Source organism: Pseudoalteromonas sp. S554 (assembly GCF_005930865.1).
GTDB lineage: Bacteria > Pseudomonadota > Gammaproteobacteria > Enterobacterales > Alteromonadaceae > Pseudoalteromonas > Pseudoalteromonas marina.
On sequence record NZ_PNDV01000006.1, the window covers coordinates 13947 to 40744 of the forward strand.

24 protein-coding genes and 4 tRNA genes are annotated in these 26798 nt (G+C 40.3%); 13 read left to right on the forward strand and 15 right to left on the reverse strand.

Features of this window, described 5'->3' with window-relative positions; all coding sequences use genetic code 11:
* Positions 1–33: 33 nt before the first annotated feature.
* From hemB to CWB65_RS03475, 11 genes are all read right to left on the reverse strand, one after another.
* Positions 34–1044 carry a porphobilinogen synthase gene (gene hemB / locus CWB65_RS03425; protein ID WP_008127161.1) on the reverse strand — a complete coding sequence of 337 codons (1011 nt, stop codon included), beginning with the start codon at positions 1042–1044 and terminating at the stop codon, positions 34–36.
* A gap of 12 nt (positions 1045–1056) precedes the next feature.
* Complete coding sequence (locus tag CWB65_RS03430; RefSeq protein WP_008127158.1) at positions 1057–2910, reverse strand: sensor domain-containing diguanylate cyclase; 1854 nt, start codon at positions 2908–2910, stop codon at positions 1057–1059.
* Positions 2910–3695: a TatD family hydrolase gene (locus CWB65_RS03435; protein ID WP_008127156.1), complete on the reverse strand. Its 786-nt coding sequence runs from the start codon at positions 3693–3695 to the stop codon at positions 2910–2912. The genes CWB65_RS03430 and CWB65_RS03435 overlap by 1 nt, the downstream gene beginning before the upstream one ends.
* Entirely contained in the window at positions 3695–4195 is a 501-nt protein-coding gene (locus CWB65_RS03440; protein WP_008127154.1) for a hypothetical protein, read from the reverse strand. The genes CWB65_RS03435 and CWB65_RS03440 overlap by 1 nt, the downstream gene beginning before the upstream one ends.
* A gap of 1 nt (position 4196) precedes the next feature.
* Positions 4197–4937 (reverse strand): twin-arginine translocase subunit TatC, encoded by a 741-nt coding sequence (gene tatC / locus CWB65_RS03445; protein WP_006793859.1) that lies wholly within the window; start codon positions 4935–4937, stop codon positions 4197–4199.
* A gap of 48 nt (positions 4938–4985) precedes the next feature.
* Positions 4986–5318 (reverse strand): Sec-independent protein translocase protein TatB, encoded by a 333-nt coding sequence (tatB, locus tag CWB65_RS03450; protein WP_006793860.1) that lies wholly within the window; start codon positions 5316–5318, stop codon positions 4986–4988.
* 5 nt (positions 5319–5323) lie between these two features.
* Positions 5324–5560, reverse strand: a complete 237-nt coding sequence (gene tatA / locus CWB65_RS03455; RefSeq protein ID WP_008127151.1) for a Sec-independent protein translocase subunit TatA — start codon at positions 5558–5560, stop codon at positions 5324–5326.
* An 88-nt stretch (positions 5561–5648) separates the two neighbouring features.
* Complete coding sequence (ubiB, locus tag CWB65_RS03460; protein WP_008127149.1) at positions 5649–7250, reverse strand: ubiquinone biosynthesis regulatory protein kinase UbiB; 1602 nt, start codon at positions 7248–7250, stop codon at positions 5649–5651.
* A 9-nt stretch (positions 7251–7259) separates the two neighbouring features.
* Entirely contained in the window at positions 7260–7934 is a 675-nt protein-coding gene (locus CWB65_RS03465; protein ID WP_039038481.1) for a ubiquinone biosynthesis accessory factor UbiJ, read from the reverse strand.
* 11 nt (positions 7935–7945) lie between these two features.
* Entirely contained in the window at positions 7946–8701 is a 756-nt protein-coding gene (gene ubiE / locus CWB65_RS03470; protein ID WP_006793864.1) for a bifunctional demethylmenaquinone methyltransferase/2-methoxy-6-polyprenyl-1,4-benzoquinol methylase UbiE, read from the reverse strand.
* Between the two features lie 83 nt (positions 8702–8784).
* Positions 8785–9771 (reverse strand): GGDEF domain-containing protein, encoded by a 987-nt coding sequence (locus CWB65_RS03475; RefSeq protein WP_138739890.1) that lies wholly within the window; start codon positions 9769–9771, stop codon positions 8785–8787.
* A gap of 531 nt (positions 9772–10302) precedes the next feature.
* Here CWB65_RS03475 and CWB65_RS03480 point away from each other — a divergent pair.
* The 5 genes from CWB65_RS03480 (at position 10303) to CWB65_RS03500 (ending at position 17119) form a co-directional block, all read left to right on the forward strand.
* Entirely contained in the window at positions 10303–12084 is a 1782-nt protein-coding gene (locus CWB65_RS03480) for a DUF885 domain-containing protein (protein ID WP_138739884.1), read from the forward strand.
* Between the two features lie 87 nt (positions 12085–12171).
* Positions 12172–13653 carry an FMN-binding glutamate synthase family protein gene (locus CWB65_RS03485; protein WP_006793867.1) on the forward strand — a complete coding sequence of 494 codons (1482 nt, stop codon included), beginning with the start codon at positions 12172–12174 and terminating at the stop codon, positions 13651–13653.
* 70 nt (positions 13654–13723) lie between these two features.
* The gene (locus tag CWB65_RS03490; RefSeq protein WP_138739885.1) at positions 13724–14866 is read left to right on the forward strand and encodes a methionine aminotransferase; all 1143 of its coding nucleotides are present in this window, start codon (positions 13724–13726) and stop codon (positions 14864–14866) included.
* The gene (locus CWB65_RS03495; RefSeq protein ID WP_138739886.1) at positions 14854–15627 is read left to right on the forward strand and encodes an amidohydrolase; all 774 of its coding nucleotides are present in this window, start codon (positions 14854–14856) and stop codon (positions 15625–15627) included. Before CWB65_RS03490 ends, CWB65_RS03495 begins: the two co-directional genes overlap by 13 nt.
* 76 nt (positions 15628–15703) lie before the next feature.
* Positions 15704–17119 carry a mannose-1-phosphate guanylyltransferase/mannose-6-phosphate isomerase gene (locus CWB65_RS03500; RefSeq protein WP_138739887.1) on the forward strand — a complete coding sequence of 472 codons (1416 nt, stop codon included), beginning with the start codon at positions 15704–15706 and terminating at the stop codon, positions 17117–17119.
* 28 nt (positions 17120–17147) lie between these two features.
* On the opposite strand, the gene CWB65_RS03505 is transcribed toward CWB65_RS03500, so the two are convergent.
* The 3 genes from CWB65_RS03505 to CWB65_RS03515 all read right to left on the reverse strand — a co-directional run bounded on the left by CWB65_RS03505 (position 17148) and on the right by CWB65_RS03515 (position 20651).
* A complete protein-coding gene (locus CWB65_RS03505) occupies positions 17148–19304 on the reverse strand; it encodes an ATP-binding protein (protein ID WP_138739888.1) in 2157 nt (718 codons plus the stop codon).
* A gap of 122 nt (positions 19305–19426) precedes the next feature.
* Positions 19427–20083 (reverse strand): helix-turn-helix transcriptional regulator, encoded by a 657-nt coding sequence (locus tag CWB65_RS03510; RefSeq protein WP_008132268.1) that lies wholly within the window; start codon positions 20081–20083, stop codon positions 19427–19429.
* A gap of 196 nt (positions 20084–20279) precedes the next feature.
* Entirely contained in the window at positions 20280–20651 is a 372-nt protein-coding gene (locus CWB65_RS03515; RefSeq protein WP_006793873.1) for a histidine triad nucleotide-binding protein, read from the reverse strand.
* 92 nt (positions 20652–20743) lie between these two features.
* On the opposite strand from CWB65_RS03515, the gene CWB65_RS03520 reads away from it, so the two are divergent.
* Complete coding sequence (locus CWB65_RS03520) at positions 20744–21346, forward strand: DUF2057 domain-containing protein (protein ID WP_008132267.1); 603 nt, start codon at positions 20744–20746, stop codon at positions 21344–21346.
* Between the two features lie 67 nt (positions 21347–21413).
* Here CWB65_RS03520 and CWB65_RS03525 read toward each other — a convergent pair whose 3' ends face one another.
* Positions 21414–23255, reverse strand: a complete 1842-nt coding sequence (locus CWB65_RS03525) for a M1 family metallopeptidase (RefSeq protein ID WP_008132263.1) — start codon at positions 23253–23255, stop codon at positions 21414–21416.
* A gap of 142 nt (positions 23256–23397) precedes the next feature.
* Between CWB65_RS03525 and murB the strand changes: the two genes are divergently transcribed.
* From murB to CWB65_RS03560, 7 genes are all read left to right on the forward strand, one after another.
* Positions 23398–24408: a UDP-N-acetylmuramate dehydrogenase gene (gene murB / locus CWB65_RS03530; protein WP_008132262.1), complete on the forward strand. Its 1011-nt coding sequence runs from the start codon at positions 23398–23400 to the stop codon at positions 24406–24408.
* Positions 24405–25409 carry a bifunctional biotin--[acetyl-CoA-carboxylase] ligase/biotin operon repressor BirA gene (gene birA, locus CWB65_RS03535; protein ID WP_008132261.1) on the forward strand — a complete coding sequence of 335 codons (1005 nt, stop codon included), beginning with the start codon at positions 24405–24407 and terminating at the stop codon, positions 25407–25409. The genes murB and birA overlap by 4 nt, the downstream gene beginning before the upstream one ends.
* The gene (locus tag CWB65_RS03540) at positions 25406–26116 is read left to right on the forward strand and encodes a type III pantothenate kinase (protein WP_138739889.1); all 711 of its coding nucleotides are present in this window, start codon (positions 25406–25408) and stop codon (positions 26114–26116) included. Before birA ends, CWB65_RS03540 begins: the two co-directional genes overlap by 4 nt.
* A 126-nt stretch (positions 26117–26242) precedes the next feature.
* A tRNA-Thr gene (locus tag CWB65_RS03545) sits at positions 26243–26318 on the forward strand.
* A 40-nt stretch (positions 26319–26358) separates the two neighbouring features.
* Positions 26359–26443 (forward strand) — tRNA-Tyr (locus tag CWB65_RS03550).
* Between the two features lie 45 nt (positions 26444–26488).
* Positions 26489–26563, forward strand: a tRNA-Gly gene (locus CWB65_RS03555).
* Between the two features lie 11 nt (positions 26564–26574).
* A tRNA-Thr gene (locus tag CWB65_RS03560) sits at positions 26575–26650 on the forward strand.
* The last annotated feature ends 148 nt before the right edge of the window (positions 26651–26798 follow it).

Below are 26798 nucleotides of genomic sequence, written 5' to 3' on the forward strand. Positions count from 1 at the left end.
AAAAGGCGGTTTTACCGCCTTTTTATCAATTACTTACTTTTTAGTGAGGTATTGCGCGGCTTGCTTAGCGAAATAGGTTAATATGCCATCAGCCCCTGCGCGCTTAAAAGCGAGTAAAGACTCCATAATTGTGGATTCTTCGCTCAGCCAACCGTTATCAATCGCTGCTTTGTGCATTGCGTATTCTCCGCTAACCTGATATGCGAAAGTAGGTACACCAAATTCGTCTTTAACGCGGCGTACAATATCAAGGTAGGGCATACCGGGTTTAACCATCACCATGTCGGCACCTTCTTGTAAATCAAGCGCGACTTCTCTAATTGCTTCATCTGAGTTGGCAGGATCCATTTGATAGGTTTTCTTATCGGCCCCTTTTAAGTTACCTGCAGAGCCTACAGCATCTCTAAAAGGCCCGTAGTAGCTAGACGCATATTTAGCTGAGTAAGCCATAATACGTGTATGAATATGGCCATCTGCTTCCAGTGCTTCGCGAATAGCGCCAATACGACCATCCATCATGTCAGATGGCGCAACTACATCTGCGCCTGCCTCGGCGTGCGAAAGCGCCTGCTTAACAAGAATTTCAGTGGTTATATCATTAATTACATAACCTTTATCATCAATAATGCCGTCTTGACCGTGAGTAGTAAATGGGTCAAGGGCTACATCGGTAATAACCCCAAGCTCAGGAAAAGCTTCTTTTAAAGCGCGCACAGTACGTTGTGCTAAGCCATCTTCATTGAAGGCTTCTTCAGCCATCAGTGATTTTTTGTCACCAGGAGTTACCGGAAAAATAGCCACGGCAGGTACACCTATATCTACAAGCTCTTTTGCTTCTTCAAGCAAAAAATCAATCGATAAACGTTCAATTCCAGGCATTGATTCGATGACTTCTCGGCGATTCTTACCTTCTAGTACAAAAACAGGGTAAATAAGGTCATTTACACTAAGTTGGTTTTCGGCCATTAGACGACGAGAAAAGTCATCGCGGCGCATTCTGCGCATACGAGTATATGGGAAAAGGTCTAGTCCAGATTGGGCCATATTACTATGCTCCTATTGTATAGTTTCAAAATTAACAACTTGGTTACGACCTTGTTGCTTAGCGCTATAAAGTGCTTTATCTGCGCATTCAGTGAATAACTCAGGGGTATTTATATCATCAGCGATAAATGTATATACACCGGCACTAATCGTAAATTTAATCTCAGCACCTGCAACAATGACTGGGTTTTGGTATATATCTAGTCGTATTTGCTCTGCTATATCAAAGGCGCCTTGGTTTGCAGTGTTAGGGAGTAAAATTACAAACTCCTCACCGCCATAGCGAGCGACCTCATCCAGCGGTCGTTTCAAAAAGCGTTTAATAATATCAGCAGTTGCTTTTATCACGTTATCACCGCTTAAGTGTCCGTAGGTATCGTTAATTGTTTTAAAGTGATCGATATCAATCATAATAATACTTAGCGGTGTTTGCTCTCTTCGAGAACGACGAAGTTCCATTACCAGCTTCTTATCAAAAAAGCGGCGATTTTTAGCGCCTGTTAGTGCATCTTCTGTATTGAGCTGTTCAAGCTCTCTGTTTTTTTCTTCAAGTTCTCTAAGTGTTACTTGTAGTTCAAACGTTCGCTCGTCCACTTGTGATTCAAGCTCGTACTGAGCTTCTTCTTGAAGTGCGAGTCGCTCTTTTAACAGTGTATCTTGAGCCGTACTTTCTGCAATCACAGTTTGTTGTTCGATTATCTGCTCATCTCGTTCAGTTATAAATTGCTTCATAACTGCATAACATAAGCAAAATGTACAACTAAAAAAGAACACCGATACAATGACCAACCCCATAGGTTCAAAGGTGTACCATCCCATCACGGTTATAATAAAATAAACCGTTACTGCATTAAAAAAGCCTAAAGCTAGTAATAATGCATTTATAGATTTTGAAGGGTGGGAGCGAGAAGATAAGTAGGTTGTTAAAAAGTATAGGCTTAAAACAAGAGGGGTCGCTATTAGGCAATATGCAGTGACCAACCAGTTAGGAAGTAGCCAAATAAATAATAGAGAGGCAGCCAGCAATTTTGTTATTAATTTTTGCACACGTATAATTTTTTGAGCGTGAGGCTTGCACATTTGTTGTTGAAGAGGGAAAAACAACAGCGCAATTAAAATAAGTAATATTGGCATTATTACTTGTTGGATTGTGGGAATATTTGGGTGCAAGTAACGAAATCCAAAGCCGCCAAGGTACGCTAAAAAAAGCCCTAGCGTGAAAGTGATCGCTCCCGCTAGTGCAAAATAGCGCTTTCGAGTAAATCCATACAAAAGTATACAGCTTAATGCCAATGCTGCTAAAAAGCCGACCATTAATCCATAAACTAAGTTAAAACCCTCTTTTTGAGTTAAATAAACATCTTGTTGCCATAAACTGATAGGGATACGTAAACCTGATGGGTTACTAACTTTGAGAATAACCCGAGTGGAGGAGCTTGCTGGAAGCGTTAATTTAGTTAACAAAAACTCACTCTTTATAGTACGTTCGTCAAGTGAGAATGAATCACCTAGCCGCATTTCTGACAGTATTTGTGCATTTCTCAAGTGAAACAGCTGAACTTCATTTAAAAATGGATTGTCTATTAAAATTAATGGACTAAAGCGACTATTTAACGTGTTATTTATTTCAAACGTAACCCAAACAGGGCGGCTTTCTAGGCCAAAATTTAACAATTTGGTGTTAACCGAATGCCATTTATTAGGCTCAAGTTGTAAAGCTGTTTCTATCGATGAAGGCTCAAAAGAATAAGTAAGATTTGTAACGATATGGGATGAAAAATCTGAATTTATTACTACGGTAGACGCAAAGCTTTTAAAAGTGAAAAGCACTATAAGTAGGCAAATAGCAGCCTTTAAACTGTTCATTAACGGGCTTCTAAACCAAAAACAGCATAAAAGTTATCTGTTGTTTGCTTAGCCACACTCTTGGCATCTATTTGATATAGCTCAGCAAGTGTTTGGCAGACATGCGTTAATAGTGCTGGCTCATTTCTTCGCGACTTAGGCTTTGGTTTAACTGTGCGTGGAATTAAAAAAGGCGCATCAGTTTCTATAAGTAAGCGGTTTAAGGGAATGCTTGGGGCTAAAGCTTGCAATGCTTGTCCGCGTCTTTCATCACAAACCCACCCTGTGATACCAATGTATAGGCCTAATGCTAAATAACTTTTGAGTGCGTTTTCGTCTCCTGTAAAGCAGTGAAGCACACCGCGAACATTGAACTCCGTAAGAATATTGATCATGTCATCACTCGCATCACGCTCATGCAAATAAACCGGTAAATTTAACTTTTCGGCTAGTGCAAGTTGGCGTCTCAATACGCTACGTTGAACATTTCGAGGCGAAAAATCACGGTTATAATCAAGCCCGCATTCACCAATAGCAACAACCTGAGGTTGAGTGGCAAGCAATGTTAATTGGTCTTCTAATGAATCAGTTGCTGTTTTGGCATCATGTGGATGAATACCGGCGGTTGAAAACAAGTGATAGCTTTTAGCAAGTGCTAAAGATTGCTCACTTGATGAGATGTCGCAACCAATAAGCAGCATTTTTTCAACACCCGCGCTTTGAGCGCGGGAGATGACATCTGAATGCTCATCATCAAACTGGTGGTTTGTTAAGTTAACGCCAGCATCAACCAGTGTGTAAGGCATTACTTAGTTCGTTTAACGCGAATAGAACGGTTTTGACCATCTTTACGTAATAAAAATGAGTTAAATACACCGCGGGTAATGGTTACAGTATCAGACTCCTTCAAACGCATGCTATCAGAACCAATTTGGCGCCATTTTTGGTTGTTATCTAAAGTGATGATCAGCTCGCCATAGGGGGCTTTGTCAACAGATGTGACCGCTGCTTTTATTTCACTGTCTTTTTCTGTGTGATTTTCTTTGTGCTCTAGACCGAAGTCTTCTTTTGGCGCTTCAACTGCAACAACAGGGACATTGGTGGCTGTTGTTGGCGCTGTCACTTTTTGGGTTACTGTAGATTGTGTAAGTGGTTTACCCGCCATTGTATTGTCGTAACACAACAGACGGTTAAAGTCATTTTCGATAAAGCTACACGCTTTTAGCGTTTGAGTATTAATGTCTGACTGCGCAGAAAATGCAGGTGCGCTCAATATAACCAGTAGTGAGAGTATTTGTTTTTTCATTTTATTCCTCAACTTCTTCTCGTGGTTTAGCGGTGTAAAATTTCGCTAAAATTAAACCTAATTCAAACAAAAGCAACATCGGAAATGCTAATAATGTCTGCGATAAAACATCGGGCGGCGTTAAAAACATCGCCACAACAAAAACACCCACCACAATATAAGGGCGCTTTTCTTTTAAGCTCGTTGTTGTCGTTGCACCACTCCAGCACAAAAGCATAATAGCAACTGGAATTTCAAATGCGACGCCAAACGCGAAAAACAGCTTTAATACAAACCCTAAATAACTACTTATATCTGGCGCTAGGGTCATCATTTCAGGCCCCGTATTGGTGAAAAAACCTAAAATAATGGGTAGCACTACAAAATAGCAAAATGCGATACCGCCATAAAATAGTAAAATACTGGAAGCAAGAATAGGCATCAGCATTTTCTTTTCATGCTGATATAATCCCGGCGCTATGAACCCCCAAATTTGATGCAATATCCAAGGTATAGACGCAAATAATGCAACAAATAAAGTCAGCTTAAATGGGGCAAAGAAGGGGGCAGTGACATCGGTTGCAATCATGGTTGCAGTGCTTGGCAAATGAGAGACTAACGGCTGTGCAACAAACGCGTATATATCGTTTGCAAAATACACTATTGCAATAAAAATAACTAAAATACTCAACAGTGATTTTATAAGCCTGTCACGCAGCTCTATTAAATGAGCTACAAACCCCGATTTTACTTCCTCAACCATTTTTATTTATACCATTTAGTAAGTTGACCATAGAAAGGTAAATTAAATTCACTTTTTTTCATCAATTTGTTGGTTAGGTTCTGATTCTTGTGGCTGTTTTTTATAGCTGTGAGTCACTGATTCTGCAGCCTGTTTTAGCTCACTTAATGAGCTTTGTAATTCAGGGCTTAAGTCTTGTAGGTTTTGTTGCTCAGCTTTTTTTAGGTTTTCGTGGAGCTCGTGTACGCGCAATTCTTCACTCACTTCAGCTTTAACTGAGTTAGCAAGAGATTTAACAGTTTTGATCCAGCGACTAACCGTTCTTATTGCAACGGGTAAACGTTCAGGCCCTAATACAACAAGCCCTACAATAAAAACAACAACTAGCTCCCACATGCCCATGTTAATTAAGCCTTATCGGTGTCTTTTGTTTTTTCAGTATCAGTCGTCGTTTTTTGTGACGTTTGAATTTGTTCAGGGGAGTCTGTTTCAGTTGGTTTTTCATCCGACATTGCTTTTTTAAACCCCTTAACAGCACCGCCTAAGTCACCCCCCATGCCGCGTAATTTTTTAGTACCAAAAAGAAGTACAATGATTGCCAAAACAATCAATAATTGCCAAATACTAATGCCGCCCAATCCCATGGTTCTCTCCAAATAATAAAATAATAAAATGATTAAATGTATATTTTAAATACTAATTATACGCCCTAAACCGTAAATAGCACTTTGTTTATGTGTGTCGCCATGCCGCAATAAAACACGCGGCGGAACAGGTTGCTGTAACGCCCGCAGCAATTAAATCATGTTGCAAATAACACAGTGCAGACACTACCAAAGTAGCACTCCCCAACAAGCTAAGCACTAACGCTTTATGAGAAGCTGGCTTTACAACTGCGTGGGTGCGCACTGGGCGCTTTAAGTTTTGATAAATCAAGTCAGGTAACTCAGGCATTTTTTCTGCCCAGAATGGTAGGTTTGCATACATTTGTTTTAAGACAGATAACGGCCCTACTTGTTCTTTAACCCACTGCTCTAAGAAGGGTTTAGCCGTTTTCCATAAATCTAGTTGAGGATAAAGCTGTCTTCCCAGCCCTTCAACATAGAGTAATGTTTTTTGAAGTAGTACTAATTGTGGTTGCACCTGCATATTAAATCGACGCGCGGTGTTAAATAAATTTACCAGTACATGCCCAAATGATATTTCAGCAAGTGGCTTATTAAAAATAGGTTCGCAAACAGTGCGAATAGCAAATTCAAACTCTTCGATACTGGTATCTTCAGGAACCCAGCCAGAGTCAACATGCAGTTGGGCTACTTGGCGATAGTCGCGATTAAAAAAGGCGATAAAGTTTTCTGCTAAATAGCGCTTATCTTCTTTGCTTAAGGTACCAACAATACCGCAATCAATACCAATATATTTAGGGTTTTCGGGATGCTCGCGAGATACAAAAATATTACCGGGATGCATGTCTGCATGAAAAAAACTATCTCTGAATACTTGTGTAAAAAACACTTCTACTCCACGTTCTGCAAGCAATTTCATATTTGTATTTTGCGCTATTAACGACTCGGTATCTGACACGGGTATACCGTAAATACGCTCCATCACTAACACGTTGCTTCGGCTGTAATCACTGTAAACAGTAGGGATATAGAGTGCATCTGAATCATCAAAATTACGTTTTAATTGAATGCCATTGGCACCTTCACGCATTAGGTCTAATTCATCAAGCAGTGTTTTTTTATACTCTTTTACTACTTCAACAGGGCGCAAGCGTTTTGATTCGTTATGAACATTAGCAAGCACCTGAGCAAGCTTTTCCATTAATGCTAAGTCTGCATTTATTTGTTCATGGATGTTTGGGCGAATTACTTTAATAACAACATCTTGCTCAATATTATCGTTGTCAACTAGTGTTGCAGTATGCACTTGTGCTATTGATGCAGATGCCAATGGCGTTTGTGAAAATTCACTAAACAGCTCGCTAATGTCATTAATATCGAGTGCATTTTCTATAATTTGTTGCGCCAATTCACCTTCAAAAGGCTGAACTTGGTCTTGCAAAAAGGCAAGCTCTTGCGCGATATCGTGAGGAAGTAGATCGCGACGTGTTGACAGCATTTGGCCAAATTTAATCCATACAGGTCCTAGCTCTTGTAATGCTAAACGTAAGCGCAGTCCTGCAGGTTTTTCTTTATGCTGATTTCGTAGCCAAAATAAACACCCCCTGGCAATTTTTGCAAACCAAGGTGTTTTACTTTTAGGCACTAATTCGTCTAAACCATAGCTAAGTAATGTTTTAGTGATGTAATACAATCGTGAAGAAGACACAAAAAGTCCTTAGCGTGTTTTGGCGCTTAATAAAGTGTTTATACGCTGCTCTATGGCGGCAACTTGGCCTTTTAGCTCTCGGTTTTGTTGTTTAAATTGTGCAAGCTCTAAAGGGTGAATCGTAATAGCTAGCTCGTCTTGAAATAAGCTTGTCAACGTGGTGCTTAGTTGCGCGTTAATTTTGCTACCATGGCGCTTTAGCGACATAAAATGCAAATAAAGTTGTTGAGCTGGCGCATCGCCAATATAGCTTGATAGCTGTTCGGGCCAATCTATGTCTAACCCCGAAAATGCACCGCTATATGCTTGCGCTATATTCAAGTCGCCTTGTAAATCGAGTTTATCTTGACGAATTAGCTGTGTAAGCATGGCTGGGTTTTTAAGAGCAACAAGCGTGTCTATATCGGCGCTGATCATGCAATCGCTATAATCGCTGTTGTCAGCGGCATAAAGGTGTAATTTTTCGTCAGCAAAAACAACGTGTATGGTTTGTTGCCAGTCTCTAACTTCAACAAGTAAACGCTGTTGTTTTACCGTGTTTAGCTTTTGGGCAACGTTAGGGTCGAGTTTAAGTGCTTGATTTAAAATGCGCTCAACAAGCGAAAGTACAAAGTTAGGTAGCATCAAAAAGGTCGATGTATCTGTATTATCACTGTTTTTTTCAGATGCTTGATCAAGCGCCATGACTCTGTGCCTTAATATTTAAAACCACGGTGAAGGGCAACAATTCCGCCTGTTAGGTTTTGATACGTTGTTTGTTCAAACCCAGCTTCATCCATCATAGCTTTAAGCGTATCTTGGTCTGGGTGCATACGAATTGACTCTGCTAAATATTGATAAGATTCACTGTCGTTAGCAACTAGCTTGCCCATTGTTGGCAATAAATTGAACGAGTAAAAATCATACGCTTTGCTAAGTGCTTCGTGTTTTGGCTTAGAAAACTCTAATACTAACAAACGACCACCTGGCTTTAGTATGCGATACATTGAGCGCAGCGCCTTGTCTTTGTCGGTTACATTACGTAAACCGAAGGCGATGGTGATCACATCAAAGCTGTTATCTGGAAATGGCAGCATTTCAGCATTCATTTGTACGTAGTCAATATTGCCTACAAGGCCTAAATTATGAAGCTTTTCACGACCTACTTTGAGCATAGATGAGTTAATATCGCCCAAAACCACTTGGCCAGTTTCACCGACCAGTTGACTAAATTTTGCAGTTAAATCGCCTGTACCACCGGCTAAGTCAAGAACATGATGGCCTTTACGCACGCCTGAACTGGCTATAGTTTGACGTTTCCATAAACGGTGGACACCAAAAGACATTAAATCATTCATTACATCGTACTTAGCCGCAACAGAGTGAAATACATCTGCAACCATTGATGCTTTTTCGTTTTCAGCAACGGTTTTGTAGCCAAAGTGCGTGGTCTTTTCTGGGGTCTCGTTCATGATTAATCTCTATCGTGGCAATAAGCACTAGTGTACTTTATTGTGCACCGAAGGTGCAATTTGAATATGATTTATCAGGTGTTTTATTGGCCGGCGGTAAAACTACTTTGGCCAAGAGAGCGGGCTTTAAATGCCGCATGGGACGCTTTTTTAGCCAGTTGGTTAAAGTCTTCTTTTTGCTGATGCTGAGCGATTCCAAGCGATAAGTTAATGCTGGGCAGTTTTGCGCCACTTTTTGAGCTTACAAAACGCAGTTTTTCTACACCTTTACGAACTTTTTCAGCAATGAGAATCGCTGTTTCAGGGTCAATGCCAGCTAATAAAACAGTGAACTGATCTTTAGCGGTACGCCCCGGTAAACCACTTTGCATTACATACTTTTGAACTTGTTTAGCCACTTTATTTAAAATCACTTCACCAATAATATCGCCAAAGTTATCAACAAAATGCGCTAAATTATCTATTTGAATGGCAATGGCACAAATAGACTTGTCTTGAGTCGCCCATAATTCAGTTTGTTGGGTTAAGTAATGGCGTTTAAATAAGCCAGTTTGACTATCTATAATGTGTTGCTTACGAAGTTGAGAAAGTTGTTTTTGTGTTCTTTCGTGTAGTTTTTTTGCTCTCGTTAGCTCTTGCTTAAACTTTTTATGTTGAGCGAGTAACTCAGCAGTTTGCTTATCAAGTTTGTTAAGTGCTTGGCGGCTTTGTTCTATATTGTTTTCGTCAAGCGAATGAACACATTCACTCACTTGATCTGCAAAGCGACTGATTTGTTTTTCTGTATTTTGCGCATTGTTAGACAATGAAGTAATAACGCCGTCTACGTTTTGAATCATCGACACTTGCGTATTGTGTCCGACATTTAAAAATTCAAAGTAAAGTTGCTCTATTAATACGCCATCAATGTTTTCATCGGTGGAAATAGCGCGATCTAATGCTTTATTTAATTTTAAATTTGCTTGGCTAACGTAGGTGTAAACAACTTGAAAGTTCAGGGGCGTTGGCGGCAATGCATAGCGTTCTAAGAACATACACACTTGAGTCATTTTCTCTTGAGCAATAGCCATGGAATCATGGAACATCATTATTTAATACCAACTAAGTACGCATCAATGCTTAATTTATAATTTCATTCCATGAGTCGATTGTGCGTCCAAGCTTTTTTATTATTTTTTACTACTGTATTCGTTATAACTGCTATTAAAAAGCAAAAATAGGGCCAAGGGAACTTAAATTTTACTTTAGTCGCTTAATAGCTGCTTTTCTCATCAATTAGGCTTGTTTTTAACTCATTTAATAGGATTGATCGTTTAATAAATACTTTTTAAAACTGTACTTTTAGAGTCGATTTTCATTTAAAACTTCATCTTACAGTGGTTGTTTTAGTATTAAGGTAAAGGCACGTTATAAAGTGAGGCTATTGCAAATGCGCCTGATAGCGCAGTGTAATAGCTATATGCTATATCATAGCTTGCCCTTTTATTGAATAAGCTTTAAGCCTGGTAGGGCGTTATGATCAACGATACTTGTCTCATTTACTTGCTATTTACTGAGTCTGCGATAGCTTTGTGAAATTCATTATCTGACTAAATTTTATTATGACGAATAATTTATTACTTAAGCCAATCCGCAATACACTTATCAGCATGACGCTTTTATGTACTTTAAGTGCCTGTCAAACCACAAACTATAACGCCGATAGTCAGTTTACAGCGGTTGCAGATAGCATTGTTGATTACCGACAAAGTTCCAGCCCTTACGGCAACATTGAGGGTGTTAATGGTTATTTGTTAGCGAATCTATCGCCTGAGTTTTTAGAGCAGCAATACAATAAAAAAACTCAGTTCTTGGCTGAGCTAGACGCCTTAGATGCAGCGTCCCTGAGTGATGAAAACCAAATAAACTTCAGTATTATTCGCGCTCAAGTACAAAACAGCGTTGACGAATATGTATTTAATGCTCATTACATGCCGCTAACTTCTGAGTACGGTTTTCATTCTGGCTTATCGTATATTGTAAACAGCAGCCAATATAAAACACTGCAAAATTATCAAACCTATTTAGCACGTTTGGCTCAGGTCCCTCGCTTTTTTGAACAAAATATTTATTGGATGAAAAAAGGTCTTGAAACAGGTTTAACGCAGCCTAAAGCCGTGCTTGAAGGGTACGAAGAATCAATATCAGCCTATATAGTTGAGGATGTTACAACGTCTGAATATTATAAACCTTTTTTAAAAAATAACGCAGGCTTGCCAGAGAGTGAGTTTAAATCACTTCAGCAGCAGGCGCAGTCTGTAATAAAAGATAAAGTAATTGAATCATATAAAAATTATTTAGCTTTTTTTACACAGGAGTATCGCCCCGGTGCGCGCACTTCGATAGGTATTTCAAATACGCCAAACGGCGAATCGTTTTATAAAAATAGAGCTAAATATTACACCACTACCGAGATGACCCCTAAAGAGATACACGAGCTGGGGTTAAAAGAAGTTGCACGCATTCGCGGCGAAATGGAAGCCATTATAAAAGAAGTTGAGTTTGAGGGAACATTTGCAGAGTTCATTCACTTTTTACGAACCGATCCGCAATTTTATGCAACCACACCGGAGGAGCTACTTAAAGAGGCAGCATATATAGCAAAAAAAATGGACGCACAACTGCCTAAGCTGTTTCATACCTTGCCTCGTAAACCGTATGGTGTTGCGCCGGTACCCGCGAGCATAGCGCCCAAATACACAACGGGTCGCTACTCAGGGTCAAATAGAGATGATGAGGCGGGCTATTATTGGGTGAATACGTACGCACTTGATAAACGCCCACTGTATGTATTAGAAGCGCTCACTTTGCACGAAGCGGTACCGGGTCATCATTTACAAATATCATTAAATGCAGAATTAGAAACCTTGCCACGTTATCGTCGAGATGCGTATTTATCGGCATTCGGTGAAGGTTGGGGGCTTTATTCTGAGTACTTAGGCATTGAAGCGGGCTTTTATCAAAGTCCATATAGCCGATTTGGTCGTTTAACTTACGAAATGTGGCGAGCTGCTCGTTTAGTGGTAGACACCGGTATGCACATGTATGGTTGGAGCAGAGAGCGCGCTATGCAGTTTATGAGCGAAAATACAGCGTTGTCGTTACACAATGTGAAAACCGAAACCGATCGCTATATAACTTGGCCTGGCCAAGCACTGTCATACAAAATTGGCGAGCTTACGATTAAACGTTTACGTAAAGAGGCTGAGCAAGCACTTGGGCAAAGCTTCGATATTAGGGAGTTCCACCATCAGGTATTACGCCATGGCTCTGTCCCTTTATCAGTTTTAGAGGCGCAAGTACGTTTATATATTAATGAAGAGTTAGCCAAACAGAAGAGTTAACTTACAGATGGTTAATTCTTGAATGCATAAAAGTGTTATGTCATTTTGGATATAGCACTTTTTTATTTTTACAGCAGCGGATCACCAATGAACAACTTTATAATGTTTAGTATTGACGTATTTGCGAGTCTATTTATTGTTTTTTTAGGCTTATTAGTTTTAATTGTGGCTGTTTTTTATATCCGCGATGTTACACAAACAAAGCATGCAATTAGACGAAATTACCCTGTAATTGGACGCTTTAGGTATTTTTTTGAACGTCAAGGCGAGTTTTTTAGACAATACTTTTTTGCCCTCGACAGGGAAGAAATGCCTTTTAATCGTGCCGAACGTAGTTGGGTTTATCGCGCTGCAAAAAATGTAGACCGTACCGCGGCATTTGGATCTACACAAAGCTTAGAGGTCACAGGTACAGTAATGTTTATGAACTGCGCCTTCCCTACGCTTGATGAAGAAGCGCTTGCGCCAAGTGAAGTAACGCTTGGTCCCTATTGCCAAACACCTTATTCAACCAATTCTTTATTTAACGTATCGGGAATGAGCTTTGGTGCGCTATCTAAGCCCGCTGTGCGTGCTCTTTCTAAAGGGGCAAAGCTCGCTGGCTGTTGGATGAACACGGGTGAGGGGGGCTTGAGCCCTTATCATCTTGAAGGGGGGGCCGATTTAGTTTTTCAAATTGGTACTGCTAAATACGGGGTACGCGATGAAAATGGCCAGCTCAGTATCGAAAAACTCAAACAGATTGCAGCACACGAGCAGGTTAAAATGTTTGAGCTTAAAATGAGTCAAGGTGCTAAACCCGGTAAGGGAGGCATGCTTCCTGGGCGCAAAGTGAATGCTGAAATAGCAAAAATACGCGGTATTCCTGAGGGCGAAGATTCTATTAGTCCCAATGGGCACCCTGAAATTAAAAACCCCAGTGATATTCTCGATATGATTGCGACGGTACGAAATACCACAGGTAAACCAACCGGCTTTAAGGCTGTTATTGGTGCGTATGGCTGGTTAGAAACCTTATTTGCTGAAATAAATCACCGTGGTATTGAGTCGGCTCCTGATTTTATTACCATTGATAGTGCTGACGGTGGAACCGGCGCTGCTCCTCAGCCCTTAATGGATTCTGTGGGATTACCACTTCGTGAAAGTTTACCGCTAGTAGTCAATATGCTTGAAAAACACGGACTGCGTGATCGCGTTAAAATCATTGTTTCGGGTAAGCTTATTGTGCCTTCTAAGGTTGCTTGGGCGTTAGCGCTTGGGGCCGATTTTGTTGTGTCGGCTCGCGGACATATGTTTGCATTAGGGTGTATTCAAGCAATGCAATGTAACAAAGATTCTTGCCCAACCGGTATTACTACTCATAACGAACGCTTGCAGCGCGGTTTAAACGTTGCGGATAAAGCGCAGCGAGTGGCTAACTACAATAAGTATATTCACTATGGCGCGGGGCTTATTGCTCACTCATGCGGTGTAACAAGTGCACGAGAGCTTAAACGCGAACATGTGCGTATAGTTCAAGAAAGTGGCCTTTCGGAGCCATTAGATAAAATTTACGAAAATTATAAGTAGGTTAAAATAAACAGATGTAATAGGTGCGTGTTTATTTTGAGTGGTTCCAAAAATGAAGTAAGGAAAGCGTGTGTTCAATAGTAAATTACCTGACGTTGGTGTGAGTATATTTAGCCAAATGAGTGAGCTGGCGAATCAGTTCTCTGCAATTAACCTTTCGCAGGGGTTTCCTGAGTTCGACACACCAAACTTTTTAAAAAGTCAGATTACTCATTATGTTCAACATGGTGTTAATCAATATTCTCCTTCAAGTGGTGTACCTAAATTACAGCAGCAAATTGCAAGTTTAATACAAAAAAAATACGCTACAGAGCTTAATGCTGCAAAGCAAATAACCATCACATCGGGGGCAACCGAAGCTCTTTTTGTTGCCATTCAAACAATAGTTCGCCCAAACGACGAAGTCATCGTATTTGACCCAGCTTATGACGCTTATAAACCCGCGATTGAGCTTGCAGGCGGGAGGTCCGTACATATGGCATTAAAGGCCCCCGACTATACGATTAACTGGCGTACGGTAGAGCAAAAAATTACAAAGCACACCCGCGCTATTGTTATAAATACGCCTCATAATCCAACCGCTAAAGTGATAACTCAGCAAGACATTACAGAGCTTAAAAGGTTGGTTGGTACTTACAAGCTATATATTGTAAGCGATGAGGTATATGAGCATATTACACTTGATGAGCAACCACATTTAAGTGTATTACGAGATAAAGAACTGTTAGCTCAAAGTTTTGTTATTTCGAGCTTTGGTAAAACATTTCATTGTACAGGTTGGAAAATGGGTTATTGCATTGCCCCTGAACATTTAGCGAGCGAGTTTAGAAAAATTCATCAATATGTGACCTTTTCTAGCTTCACACCTGCTCAGCATGCATTGGCCGACATGTTAGAACAACAAAGCGAGCATGTAGATTCGCTCAGTGATTTTTATCAACAAAAGCGCGATTTACTTATACGTCATTTACTCGGCAGTCGATTTACAGTTTTACCAAGCCAAGGAACCTACTTTTTATTGCTAGATTATAGTGATGTATCTGATTTAAACGATGTTGAATTTTGCCATTGGCTAGTTGAGCAAGCAGGTGTTGCGGCAATACCTTTAAGTGTTTTTTATCAAACGCCACCGGGTGATAAAGTTATCCGCTTATGTTTTGCAAAAAATAATGAAACCCTAAAAGAGGCAGCCCATATTTTATGTCAACTTTAACGCTTACATTGGTGCAAAGCTCTCTTCACTGGCTTGATAAAAGCGCTAATTTAGCGATGCTTGATAAGCAGCTAGAGGCGCTAACAGAAAAGCCTGACCTTATTTTATTACCTGAAACATTTGCCACTGGCTTTGCTATAAACCTTGACTGCGCGGAGCCAGAAAATGGCTTGGTGCTTACGTGGTTAAAACAACAAGCAAAAAAACATAATGCAGTGATTGCTGGATCGGTGCTGGTGGCGCAAGGTAATAAAAAAGCCAACCGCTTTTATTGGGTAAAAGCATGTGGTGAAGTGAGCTATTACGATAAACGCCATCTATTTCGCTTAGGAAATGAGGGAGACTATGTACTAGCAGGAAGTGAGCGAAAAGTGTTTGAAATTAATGGCTTTAAACTATTACCGCAGGTGTGCTACGACCTGCGTTTTCCGGTGTTTCAGCGCAATAAAAATGACTACGACATAATGGTAAATGTAGCAAATTGGCCAGCGGTGCGACGCCCCGTTTGGGATACATTATTGGCAGCTCGTGCAATAGAGAATTTATGTTATGTGGTAGGGGTTAACCGTATAGGCGACGATGGCAATGGTGTTGCTCACAATGGTGGCACTGCAGTTTATAATTTTAAGGGAGAGGCATTAGCTAAGGCGGCCGATAACACAGAGCAGTTAGTAACAGTGACACTTGAAAAAAAACATTTAGAGACCTTTAAAGCGGCTTTCCCTGCTTATTTAGATGCTGATACGTTTACTCTGACTTAAATCATCTTCACATAGCACTAAACATATTAAGTGTTAAAATAGACGCTATTACATTGATTGGCGGCTAATTAGCAATATGAACACTTTAATCACTCCTGTTATTTTAGCTGGTGGTATTGGCTCTAGGTTGTGGCCTTTGTCGCGCCAAGCAATGCCTAAGCAATTTTTGCCACTATTGAATAATGAAAACTCATTATTGCAAAATACATTAAATCGCGTCTCTGGGGCTGAGTTTTCACAGCCAATTTTAGTGTGTAATGAACAGCACCGATTTATTGCTAAAGAGCAAAGTAGTGCAGCTAAAGTGTTTGGGTTGATACTAGAGCCTACAGGTAAAAATACGGCTCCTGCTATTGCACTTGCTGCCCATTACGCAATTCAAAGTGGGCTTAAAGGTCCTATGTTGGTGATGCCTGCTGATCATCATATAAAGGATTTTTCTCCGCTAACATCACAAATAAACGATGCTGTAACACTGGCAGAGCAAGGAAAGTTGGTTACTTTTTCAATTACACCTTCAATGGCCCACACTGGGTTTGGGTATATAAAGCAAGGCAGTAAAATTTCAGGCTCAAACTGTTTTGAAGTGGCCGAGTTTAAAGAAAAGCCAAACCTAGCTACGGCGCAAAAATACTTAGTTGAAGGCGGTTATAGTTGGAATAGCGGCATGTTTTTATTTACGCCACGTGCTTATTTAAATGAGCTTGAACGTTTTGCGCCAAAAATAGCGCACAGCGTGAAGGTGGCTTCTCATTTTTCACATGACTTAGGTTTTACTAGGCCCGATAGTGAACCGCTTGAGTTTTGCCCAAGTGACTCAATTGATTATGCTATTTTAGAGCGTAGTAACAATGTTGCTGTTATGCCTGTAGCACTTAAATGGAATGATGTGGGCAGCTTTAGTGCGCTTGCTAGCCTGAGCAAAAAAGATAGTTATGGCAACAACAAAAGCGAAAACCATACGGCACAAAACAGTACCAATAATTTTGTTATTAGCGAACACGACCATAGTATCGCTACGCTTGGTGTAAGTGATTTAGCCATTATTCACACCCACGACGCCACACTGGTTGCCGATAAAAATAAGCTCGATGGCTTACCTTTATTACTTAAACAATTAGCACTGAGCCAAAGCGATAAACTCAACCACCATCAGGTTGTGTATCGTCCATGGGGTAGCTATCGCACATTAGTTGAGGGCGCTGGTTTTAAAGTAAAAAAAATAACTGTAAATACTGGCGCTAAGCTCTCAACGCAGCGCCATCAGCACCGTGCAGAGCATTGGGTTATTGTATCTGGGGTGGCAGATGTGCGTATTGACGACCAAGTATTAATGCTCACCCAAGATCAATCTTGTTATATTGCCGCTAAACAACTACATAGCTTAGCGAATAACCAGCAAGTGCCGTTAATTGTTATTGAGGTACAAACGGGTGCCATACTTGATGAAAATGACATTGAGCGATTTAATGATATATACGGAAGGTATTAAGCTGCTTTACTTTTAAAAGTAAACCGCCTTAGCCTAATTCACTACGCACAAACTTTAAGTATTTCTCAAGGCTGCGTTGCCACAGGTCAAGTGCCTCATCAAGCATGCCATTATGAGGCTTATTGTCGAGTAGGCGGCGCTCAATTTTTTTAAGTTCCATGCCGTAACGATTAAACCCTAATTGCAATGCAGTACTTGCTTGGCGGTGTAAAAGTTTAATGCACTGTTCAGGATGCTGGTCTATTAAGTCTTGGCAGCGTATCAGCTTATTACGAGCAGAGAGTACAAACTCATTATAAATAGACGATACCTCATCCTCACTAAACGAGCTGGCGAGTGTTTCAATAGCTGTCTTATCGTACAGAGTATCTATAAGTTCTACTGCAATATTAGTGGTTTGATTTGATTGAGAATCGCTTAATGCCTGGCGCAGTTTTTGGTGTTTAATTGGCTTACCAACAATGTCCTTTATACCCAACGCTAAATACTCTTTAACTTCATCAGGGCTTAAACTCGCAGTAAAGGCGAGTACAGGTGTACGCTGGTTTTTGTGATCAAGGCGTTTAAGGCGTTTAAGAACTTCTTGACCTGTTAAATCGGGTAGATTCATATCAAGTAAGACGACGTCAAAATGATGAGCTTGCATTAACTCAATGGCACTTTTACCGTCTTTAGCGAGCTTAATTTTGTGTTCGTCGTCGGCCATAAACTCAATAGCAATTTTTTGGTTTAAGTCTAAATCTTCCACCAAAAGAACATCTAGCCCTGTTAAATAATCTTTTGTTTGATGGCGTTGCTCTACAAGGCTTAACTCACCCAGCGCAAAAGTAATCGTAAAGCTAAACACACTACCAGTGCCCAGTTGACTAGAAATTTCAAGGCGGCTACCGAGTTTTTCTAATAAGCGACTGGTAATTGCAAGTCCAAGACCGGTGCCGCCCTTTTCCTTGCCTGCACTACTTTGTACATAAGGCTCTGTTAAGTAGGCAATTTCTTCATTTTCGATACCTGGGCCTGAATCTTTAACACTCACTTTTATAGTGTGTTCTAGTTGTTTTTCTAAAACTAAATCAACTTGAATTTTTACTACGCCACGGTCAGTAAATTTAATAGCATTACCAACTAAGTTAATAATTATTTGTCGAAGCTTTTGCTGGTCACAGTAGTAGCATGCTTGTTCAGGAATATTACATATAAGCTCAAATTTAAGCTGTTTTTGTTCTGCTAATGGGCTGAGCAATAAACATAAGTTATTTAGCCATGTTTTAAATTCAATATCTTCTTCATAAAGGGCTTCGTCACTTTGGTCTAGACTCGCATATTCAAGTACTTTATCGACCAGTAGGTTTAGTGATTCGGCAGAATTAATAATTGCTTCGCAATAGGCTTTGCTATGCGTATCGCTTGTTTGGTTCATGACCAATTGTGCACTACCTAAAATACCATTGAGTGGTGTACGTATTTCGTGACTAATAGTCGATAAAAATAGCCCTCGTATTTCTAAATCTTTCTGCGCTTTATCGGCGAGCGTATTGAGGTGATGCTCTCGGCGTTCATTACATAACAGTGCCATACCAGCGGCATAGAACATAGGTGCAATGATGCCATTTAAGAATAATACAGTGCTAAACCAACTGCTTGAGACGAGATCTTTTTGCTCAATTTCATTCATAAAAATTGAACGCGCAATAAAGGCTAACACCACGAGTGTTAAAATTGTAATGTATACAATACTGCCGTTGGGGTAAGGTTTACGAGCGTACTTTATAAATATAAACAGTAAAAAAAAGGCTTCTGAAATATGTTGTAGGTCGGATGCGATAACACGACCAGCTAAAGAAGGATCAAAAAAACTATAATAACCAAATACCATTGCACTAAATGCGGTCACTGAACAAAGAAGCTTAAATCCAGGTCCGCGATAATCTAAAAATTGACTAATAGCAAAACAGTGCACAATAGAGGCTGCAAACATTAAGCTACACGCTGCATTTATAACAAGTAAGTTATGTGAGCTACTTACAAGCGAAAATGCAACGACAGCACATAGCATCAATACTGGATAAAAAATGTATATCAGTGTCCCTGGGGTTTGCTTATTGGTTCGCCAAGTTAAAATATTCAAAAAAGTCATGACGACAATAACGGCTATGCTGGCAAAATATAAAGTGTATGAGTCAAGCATGGGTTTTCCAGCAGGTGATTTTGATTAGATTAATTAAAAATTATAAACTTAACAAGCGCTTATATTAAATACAAAAACAGACACCTAAGTGTCTGTTTTTGTATTTCAGTCGAAGTCAGCGTTTAGCGAATTTCGTCTGGTATATTTTGCTGTGCCCACGACAAAAGCTCAATACGGTTACGACACTTGGTCTTTCTAAATGCGCTGTATAAATGAGTTTTTACAGTGTGTGGGCTAATGCTAAGTTCTTCAGCAATTTCTTTGTTTTTAGAACCGTTACTCATTAATGAAATAATCGCTTTTTCTCGCTTAGTAAGTTTGACAGGTTCAATATCGCCCTCTGTAAGCTTGTGAAGTGCGTCTTTATTAAACTGCAACATGCGATTTAATGCATTACACATGATGTCGCGACGATACCAAAGCTGATCTTCTAATAAGAGTCGAATACCTTTCATTAGCACATCTGCATTATCGGTCGTGTAAAATACACCACGAATACCGCTGAGTAGTGCTCGATTAGCAAGCTCTGGGTTTTCATCTAAGTTAAATAATATGATATCGCACTTAACACGAAGGTTTACTAGTTGTTCTTTTAATTTTCCCCACGCGTCATTGCTAGATGTTTCAATAAAAAGTAAGCGAGTCCCTTCAGGTGTATCCAATATATTAGTACCTGTTGTTACGTCTAGTCCTTGCGTTTTTAGCAATGGCTCTAATACGTTAATACCAATAGTATTAATTGGATCTTTATCTAATAACAAAAAGGCAGAACTGCTCATGTTTTTATACTCTTTTATAAAGCTGACTGATTAAGTTTATCACGATTCCCACACCTTTAGTATTAGAAAACCGCTATCGTACTTAAAAACAAGTACAATTTTATGATTATTTAAACATAAAATGTTGCAAATAAGTAATTGTTTTTTAATTTATAGGAACACATGCTTTTACATAGCATGTAGTAACTGAGCTTAATTAAGCGATTTCTTTTTTATTATCTTGATAAGGAGGCCACCCCATTTGCTTACCGGCAAGCATGTGAAGATGGATATGATAGACGGTTTGTCCGCCATGATCGTTGCAGTTCATAACAACACGGTAGCCGTCATCACTAAAGTTATGTTCTTTTGCAAGCTTAGCGGCCACCACATACAAGTTACCTACTAAATGTGCGTTATCATCATTTATATGATTTATGGTAGGAATTGCAATTTTTGGGATAATTAACACATGAAAAGGAGCTTGAGGGTTTATATCTTCAAACGCGAGAGTATTTTCGTCCTCGTAAATTATGTTTGCTGGGATCTCGCGGTTGATTATTTTTGTAAAGATAGTCTCTTGGCTCATTGTGTGTTCCTTATCAAGTGGTATGAAATTTAGATTCACTAATGACAAATTTTCAAAGCAGTGTCAAACTCAAATCAACCAAAGGAGTTAATATGCGTAAATCAGTGTTAATGAGCAGTGTAGCTGCATTGCTATTTAGTGTATCGAGTATGGCAGAAAATATTCACTTTCCTGAAGAGTTTGTGCCGTTGCAAGTCGGTGAGCGAATAATAGAAAGCTCTTTGTTTAGCCGTGTAGAAGATTTAGAGCTAGCGCCGGGGTCGTATCGGCTAAAGCTCAAGTATACCGACTTATACGATGAAGATTACGATATGCATGAGGTGGTTGAGTCAGAGCCTTTTTGGGTTGATATTACAATTGAGGCGGGTACAGATTATACCTTGGTATTTAATCGTGCTGAAAATGCAGTAGCGGCTAAAGTATTTGCTCAATCGCCCATGGTAAGTTTAAAAGCAAAAGGCAGTGCGTTAGCTGCGCCTTTGAGTGTTGTCTCTAATAATCAACTTGCTAGCGAAGCGACTGTTAGAACTATGCGAGAAGCACCAGCGGGTCCAGAAAAGCCAAGTAGGCCAATTAAACCTATTGCGCCTATTACAGGCAAAGGCATGCCAAGTGCGGCGCAAATGCTCGACTTTTGGTGGCAGCAAGCAACAGTTGCTGAGCGCAAAGCTTTTTTAGAAAAAGTAACAAACTAAGCTATTTAAAATAAGCATTAAAAAAGGGCCAAATTAGGCCCTTTTAGTTGTTACTTTACATTATTTATTATTCAAATAATGCGTCAATAGTGCCTTGTGCTAGTGGGTGGTATCCGGGACGTGCTTTTAAGTAAACACTCTGCGCCCAGTCTTTCTTACCGTTAGTGATAAGTGATTTGTACAGCGGCACAATTAGCTTACGACGACCAATACCTGATAAATGCGCATCAAGTGCAGGGTAAATTGGCTGATAACCGTTGCCTACTGCTAGCATATACCATGCAAATGCACGTTCTGAGTTGGTTGACTGCGTTAAGTTAAACTCGTCATCTAACTCAGTCATTTTTTCAATGCTTAAATCGCGTGGTAAGTTATTTAAAAAGTGCAACCACTCGTGTACTGTCCAGTTTGCTGTAGGTAACTGAGCAGCAGTTTTTGCGCCTTGTAACCAGGCTGTGGTTGCAGTATCAACCTTATCGAACGCATCAGAGGTAGGGTTAGGGGCATCTGTTGGTAAACCTGGCTCAAAAATCCACTCGTTCACTTTATCCATGCTAACAATACCTGGGTACCTGTTAATTAAATTAGCTTCAATATAGGTAACAAATTGTGCAGTCGTTAACGATTTAAAAGCAAACTCGTCAAAATAAGTTTTTACGAAAGGGTCAAACTTGTCACGACCAAACTTGTTTTCCAAGTAAATTAAGAATAATTGACCTTTAGTGTATGGTACCGAGCTAAACGCATCGTCTGGATCACGACCATTAAGCTTTAAGTTAAGGCGTGTGTCTGGCGCGTCAATGGTTTTAAGCTGTGCGCGAAGACCTGCTGCATCGAGTGCTTGCTCCATAACGGCACGGTCGCGGCCAAACACTTCTTCCATAATACGGTTTTCAACGTATGAGGTAAAACCTTCGTTTAACCATAAATCTTCCCACGTCGCATTAGTCACTAAGTTACCAGACCAAGAGTGAGCAAGCTCATGCGCAATAAGGTTAACTAAGCTTTTATCGCCTGCAACAACGGTAGGGGTAATAAACGATAAACGTGGATTTTCCATGCCACCAAACGGAAAGCTTGGCGGAAGCATGAGTAAGTCGTAACGGCCCCAAGCATAGTCGCCATACATGGCATTGGTTTTATCGATCATGGCTTGCGTGTCGTTAAATTCGGCAACAGAGGCTTCTAAAATTTCAGGCTCTGCAAATATACCCGTCTGATGAGACATTGCTTTAAATTCTAGGTTACCTGCACCAATGGCAATTAGGTATGGCGAAATAGCTTGCGGCATTTCAAAATGGTAGTCGCCATCTTTATAAAGCGCGTCTTTGTTGTCTGCGCTCATAACCGCACGAATATCTTTAGGTGTGGTAATTCGTGCAGAGTAGGTTACACGCATTGCTGGAGTGTCTTGTACGGGTAACCAACTACGGGCATGAATCGCTTGCGATTGGCTATACATAAACGGGTGCGTTTTACTGGCAGTTTGCGTAGGTGTTAACCATTGTAGACCAGATGCTTCTGGGCGACTGTTATAATAAATACGCACTATTTTAGCTTGGCTTTTAAATTCAATAGTAAGCTTTGAGCCTTTAACATCATCACGATTCGCTAAAGTGAATTTAGCTTTGTGCCAGCTGCCTGTTTGTGTTTGATACATTACTTTATCAATGTCTAAGTCGCGGGTATCAAGCACTAGTTTTTTGCTTTTGCTGTTATTCCATTTAAGCGTATGCTCAACAAAGCCTTCTAATTGCTTGTCGTCAAAATCGACATCTAAATCAAGGCTAAGGTGAGTTGTAACAACATCGTCAAGATTGGCGTATGAGTTTTGATCAACCGCATTCGCCATTGCTTGCGAACACATACCTGCCATAGCGAGGCTTAAAAAGAGAGGTTTAATTTTCATAATTACCCTGAACACAAATAAAAAGTGCAGGTTTTATATCACGATTGGCTGGGTGGGTTGAGCAATTTTTACAATCTGATGCGCATTTTGCGACGATGAGGTAAACTATTACGATTAGTTAACGGTTTATCTTGAGAGCTTTGTGGCGTACGCATTACACCCTTTACACACCTTTGCATTACATAATCAATGCCAAAATTTAGTTAAAATTACTCACCTTGAGCAACTTTATACTCAAAGCTTTTCGTCACCATTTTGTTTGTTGGGGGAGGGGAGTAATACCATTTTTTTAAACGACTACCACGGTACAGTTATTAAAATGGCCACCAAAGGGATTACTATTACACCCCGTGAAACCGATACTTTAATAAGCGTTGCCGCTGGTGAAAATTGGCACGCGTTAGTAAGTTATTTGCTTGATAAAAACTTACCAGGGCTTGAAAACTTAGCACTTATACCTGGTACAGTTGGGGCGTCACCTGTACAAAATATTGGAGCCTACGGTGTTGAGCTTTCTAAGTTTGTAGAGTCGGTTGAGTACTTTGACATACACAGCAAGAAACTTGTTTGTTTGACTAACGCGCAATGTGAGTTTGGCTACCGCGACTCTGTATTTAAACATGGACTAAAAAATAAAGCCGTTATCACACGGGTATTACTAGCATTGCCAAAGCAATGGCAACCTGTACTGAGTTATGGGCCATTAAAACAGCTAACAAACGTGACACCACGCGCCGTATTTGAACACGTTATTCAAACTCGTAATAGTAAACTGCCAGATCCATACACGTTACCAAATGCGGGCAGTTTTTTTAAAAACCCGATAATTACCAATCAACAGTTAACAACGTTGTTAAAGCAGTTTCCTGATGCGCCTTATTACGCCTATGGGCAAAGTGAGCATAAGGTAGCTGCGGGTTGGCTAATCGATAACGCAAATCTTAAAGGTTATCGCGTAGCGGGTATTGAGGTTCATAGACAACAAGCACTGGTATTGGTTAATCATGGTAACAGCGAAGGCGAAGACTTGATTGCTATGATCACGCATATTCAGCATGTTGTGTATTCGCGTTACAACATACTGCTTGAGCATGAAGTACGGTTAATAAACACAACCGATGAATGCTACATACAAGGAGACGTTACACAGTGAAAGCACCCGATGGCAATAAACTCGCTATATTGAAAGCGTTAAATCAACCCGGTTTTGTATCTGGTCAAGCGCTAGGTGAGCAACTCGGTATTAGTCGCGCGGCAGTGAGCAAACACATAAATAGCTTACAAGTTATGGGCTTAGATATTTTTAAAGTAACAGGTAAAGGCTATAGCTTAAATAACCACGCTGGGCTTTTAAATCAAACCAAAATACAGCAGTATTTTAATCAATTAACTAGCCAGTTAAAGTCACAGTCAGTGAACGTAGAAGTACATCCTTTAATTGACTCAACCAATTCCGAACTTATGAGGCGGATACAAGCTAAAACAGCGCTTGAGTCGGGTACCGTGATTGTGGCTGAAATGCAGCAGGCTGGCCGAGGACGACGAGGCCGTGTTTGGCAGTCACCGTTTGGTGCAAACCTTTATTACAGCTACTTTTGGCGTTTAGATGATGGCCTTCAAGCAGCTATGGGGGTGTCGATTGCGGTCGGATTAGCGGTATACGATACAATTAAAGCGCTTTACGACATAGAGTTAGAGCTTAAGTGGCCAAATGATATTTACCTAAATAAACAAAAACTTGCTGGTGTACTTGTTGAGCTAGATGGGCAGCCGCAAGGGCCGTGTCAGTTAGTGTTAGGAATTGGTATTAATTTGCAAATGCCACAGAGCTTTAGTCAACACATAGATCAAGCATGGACAGATCTAAGCCAGCATACCCAGCAGCTAGATAAAAACGAGCTGGTGGCATCACTCACCTACCACTTAGAGCACCGGTTAGATCAGTATCGTAAAAGTGGGTTACACACAATGCACGAGCAATGGAATTCGCTTAATGCATTTGCGGGTGAGTGCGTAGAGTTAAATACAGGCCATAGAAGTTGGTGGGGAATATGCGAAGGAATTGACCCTCAAGGTGGGATTCGTATTCGCCAAGACGGCGAGGTAAAAAGCTATTATGGCGGTGAAATATCACTGAGAAAGGCACAGCTATGAGATTACTCATTGATGTAGGTAACACATCTTTAAAAGCAGTTCTTTGGCACAATCAGCAGGCACAACCAGCAGATTTAAATAATTTACCCTGGCTGCAAATAACAGAAGTTGTATACGCTTGTGTAGGGCGAAGTGACTTACTTAATAAATTATTAGCCCAAGCTGCTAAGCATGATATAGCATGTTATGAAGCAACGGTGACTAAAACACTTCAAGGATTAAGCTGCGCATACGAGCAAGTAAATAACCTAGGCATAGACAGATGGCTTGCACTTATTGCTGGTTTTACATTGCACCCTAACCAAGCATGTATAGTGGTTGATGCTGGTACCGCCACAACGATTGATGTGTTAACCAGTGAAGGCCACCATTTAGGTGGATGGATTTTACCTGGGCTCGATTTAATGACGTCATCGCTGACACAAAACACCCAACGAGTATTTGACGACGAAAAAACCCCCTTTGAGAATCAATTAGGGAAAAATACACCTAACGGTTTAAAAAATGGTGCGTTGGTTGCGACCATCGGGGCGGTGGAACAAGCTAAATTACACTTAGGCGTGCAAAATAGCACAAAAACAGTACAAATTGTTTTTGCTGGTGGTTATGGCGCACTGTTACAGCAACAATTTGAAGGTAGTATTTTTGATTCTTTATTAGTAATGAAAGGTTTAAATTTTTGGCGAGATTTAAGCAAAACAAGCTAAAAATAGAAAAATCAGCGACTTTTGCATGAATATTGAACATTTAACCAATAAAATCGCATTTTTTTTAATTTTATTGTTGCATCCCAATAAACCTTACTCTAATATCTCGCCCCGTACTAAAGCAGTGCCGACTTAGCTCAGCTGGTAGAGCAACTGACTTGTAATCAGTAGGTCAACCGTTCGACTCGGTTAGTCGGCACCACTTTCCTTTTACCGAAAGTGAATTAGTAGAGAATTATCGTGGAGGGGTTCCCGAGCGGCCAAAGGGATCAGACTGTAAATCTGACGGCTCAGCCTTCGCTGGTTCGAATCCAGCTCCCTCCACCACTTTATTCTTGACGGTTAGAGGTAGATTAAGAACAGATTCCTAACGCGGGCATCGTATAATGGCTATTACCTCAGCCTTCCAAGCTGATGATGCGGGTTCGATTCCCGCTGCCCGCTCCAGTTCTTGTGTTGCTGATATAGCTCAGTTGGTAGAGCGCACCCTTGGTAAGGGTGAGGTCGGCAGTTCGACTCTGCCTATCAGCACCAGTCTTAAGAATCTTCTTGATTACTTCCTTTATCTGTCAGAAAATACTATTTGAAAAAATTAACTTAATCTACCTTCGGTGGATTATTTTCATATGTAATCTAGATACACAAAACTGATAGGTTCCGTCATGGCAAAAGAAAAGTTTGA

What these genes read in the sequence shown, in the direction of transcription:
- hemB (WP_008127161.1), bottom strand. Translation starts at nt 1,044, where the DNA reads ATGGCCCAATCTGGACTAGACCTTTTCCCATATACTCGTATGCGCAGA.
- CWB65_RS03430 (WP_008127158.1), bottom strand. Translation starts at nt 2,910, where the DNA reads ATGAACAGTTTAAAGGCTGCTATTTGCCTACTTATAGTGCTTTTCACT.
- CWB65_RS03435 (WP_008127156.1), bottom strand. Translation starts at nt 3,695, where the DNA reads ATGCCTTACACACTGGTTGATGCTGGCGTTAACTTAACAAACCACCAG.
- CWB65_RS03440 (WP_008127154.1), bottom strand. Translation starts at nt 4,195, where the DNA reads ATGAAAAAACAAATACTCTCACTACTGGTTATATTGAGCGCACCTGCA.
- tatC (WP_006793859.1), bottom strand. Translation starts at nt 4,937, where the DNA reads ATGGTTGAGGAAGTAAAATCGGGGTTTGTAGCTCATTTAATAGAGCTG.
- tatB (WP_006793860.1), bottom strand. Translation starts at nt 5,318, where the DNA reads ATGGGCATGTGGGAGCTAGTTGTTGTTTTTATTGTAGGGCTTGTTGTA.
- tatA (WP_008127151.1), bottom strand. Translation starts at nt 5,560, where the DNA reads ATGGGATTGGGCGGCATTAGTATTTGGCAATTATTGATTGTTTTGGCA.
- CWB65_RS03465 (WP_039038481.1), bottom strand. Translation starts at nt 7,934, where the DNA reads ATGGCGCTTGATCAAGCATCTGAAAAAAACAGTGATAATACAGATACA.
- ubiE (WP_006793864.1), bottom strand. Translation starts at nt 8,701, where the DNA reads ATGAACGAGACCCCAGAAAAGACCACGCACTTTGGCTACAAAACCGTT.
- CWB65_RS03475 (WP_138739890.1), bottom strand. Translation starts at nt 9,771, where the DNA reads ATGGCTATTGCTCAAGAGAAAATGACTCAAGTGTGTATGTTCTTAGAA.
- CWB65_RS03480 (WP_138739884.1), top strand. Translation starts at nt 10,303, where the DNA reads ATGACGAATAATTTATTACTTAAGCCAATCCGCAATACACTTATCAGC.
- CWB65_RS03485 (WP_006793867.1), top strand. Translation starts at nt 12,172, where the DNA reads ATGAACAACTTTATAATGTTTAGTATTGACGTATTTGCGAGTCTATTT.
- CWB65_RS03495 (WP_138739886.1), top strand. Translation starts at nt 14,854, where the DNA reads ATGTCAACTTTAACGCTTACATTGGTGCAAAGCTCTCTTCACTGGCTT.
- CWB65_RS03500 (WP_138739887.1), top strand. Translation starts at nt 15,704, where the DNA reads ATGAACACTTTAATCACTCCTGTTATTTTAGCTGGTGGTATTGGCTCT.
- CWB65_RS03505 (WP_138739888.1), bottom strand. Translation starts at nt 19,304, where the DNA reads ATGCTTGACTCATACACTTTATATTTTGCCAGCATAGCCGTTATTGTC.
- CWB65_RS03510 (WP_008132268.1), bottom strand. Translation starts at nt 20,083, where the DNA reads ATGAGCAGTTCTGCCTTTTTGTTATTAGATAAAGATCCAATTAATACT.
- CWB65_RS03515 (WP_006793873.1), bottom strand. Translation starts at nt 20,651, where the DNA reads ATGAGCCAAGAGACTATCTTTACAAAAATAATCAACCGCGAGATCCCA.
- CWB65_RS03520 (WP_008132267.1), top strand. Translation starts at nt 20,744, where the DNA reads ATGCGTAAATCAGTGTTAATGAGCAGTGTAGCTGCATTGCTATTTAGT.
- CWB65_RS03525 (WP_008132263.1), bottom strand. Translation starts at nt 23,255, where the DNA reads ATGAAAATTAAACCTCTCTTTTTAAGCCTCGCTATGGCAGGTATGTGT.
- CWB65_RS03540 (WP_138739889.1), top strand. Translation starts at nt 25,406, where the DNA reads ATGAGATTACTCATTGATGTAGGTAACACATCTTTAAAAGCAGTTCTT.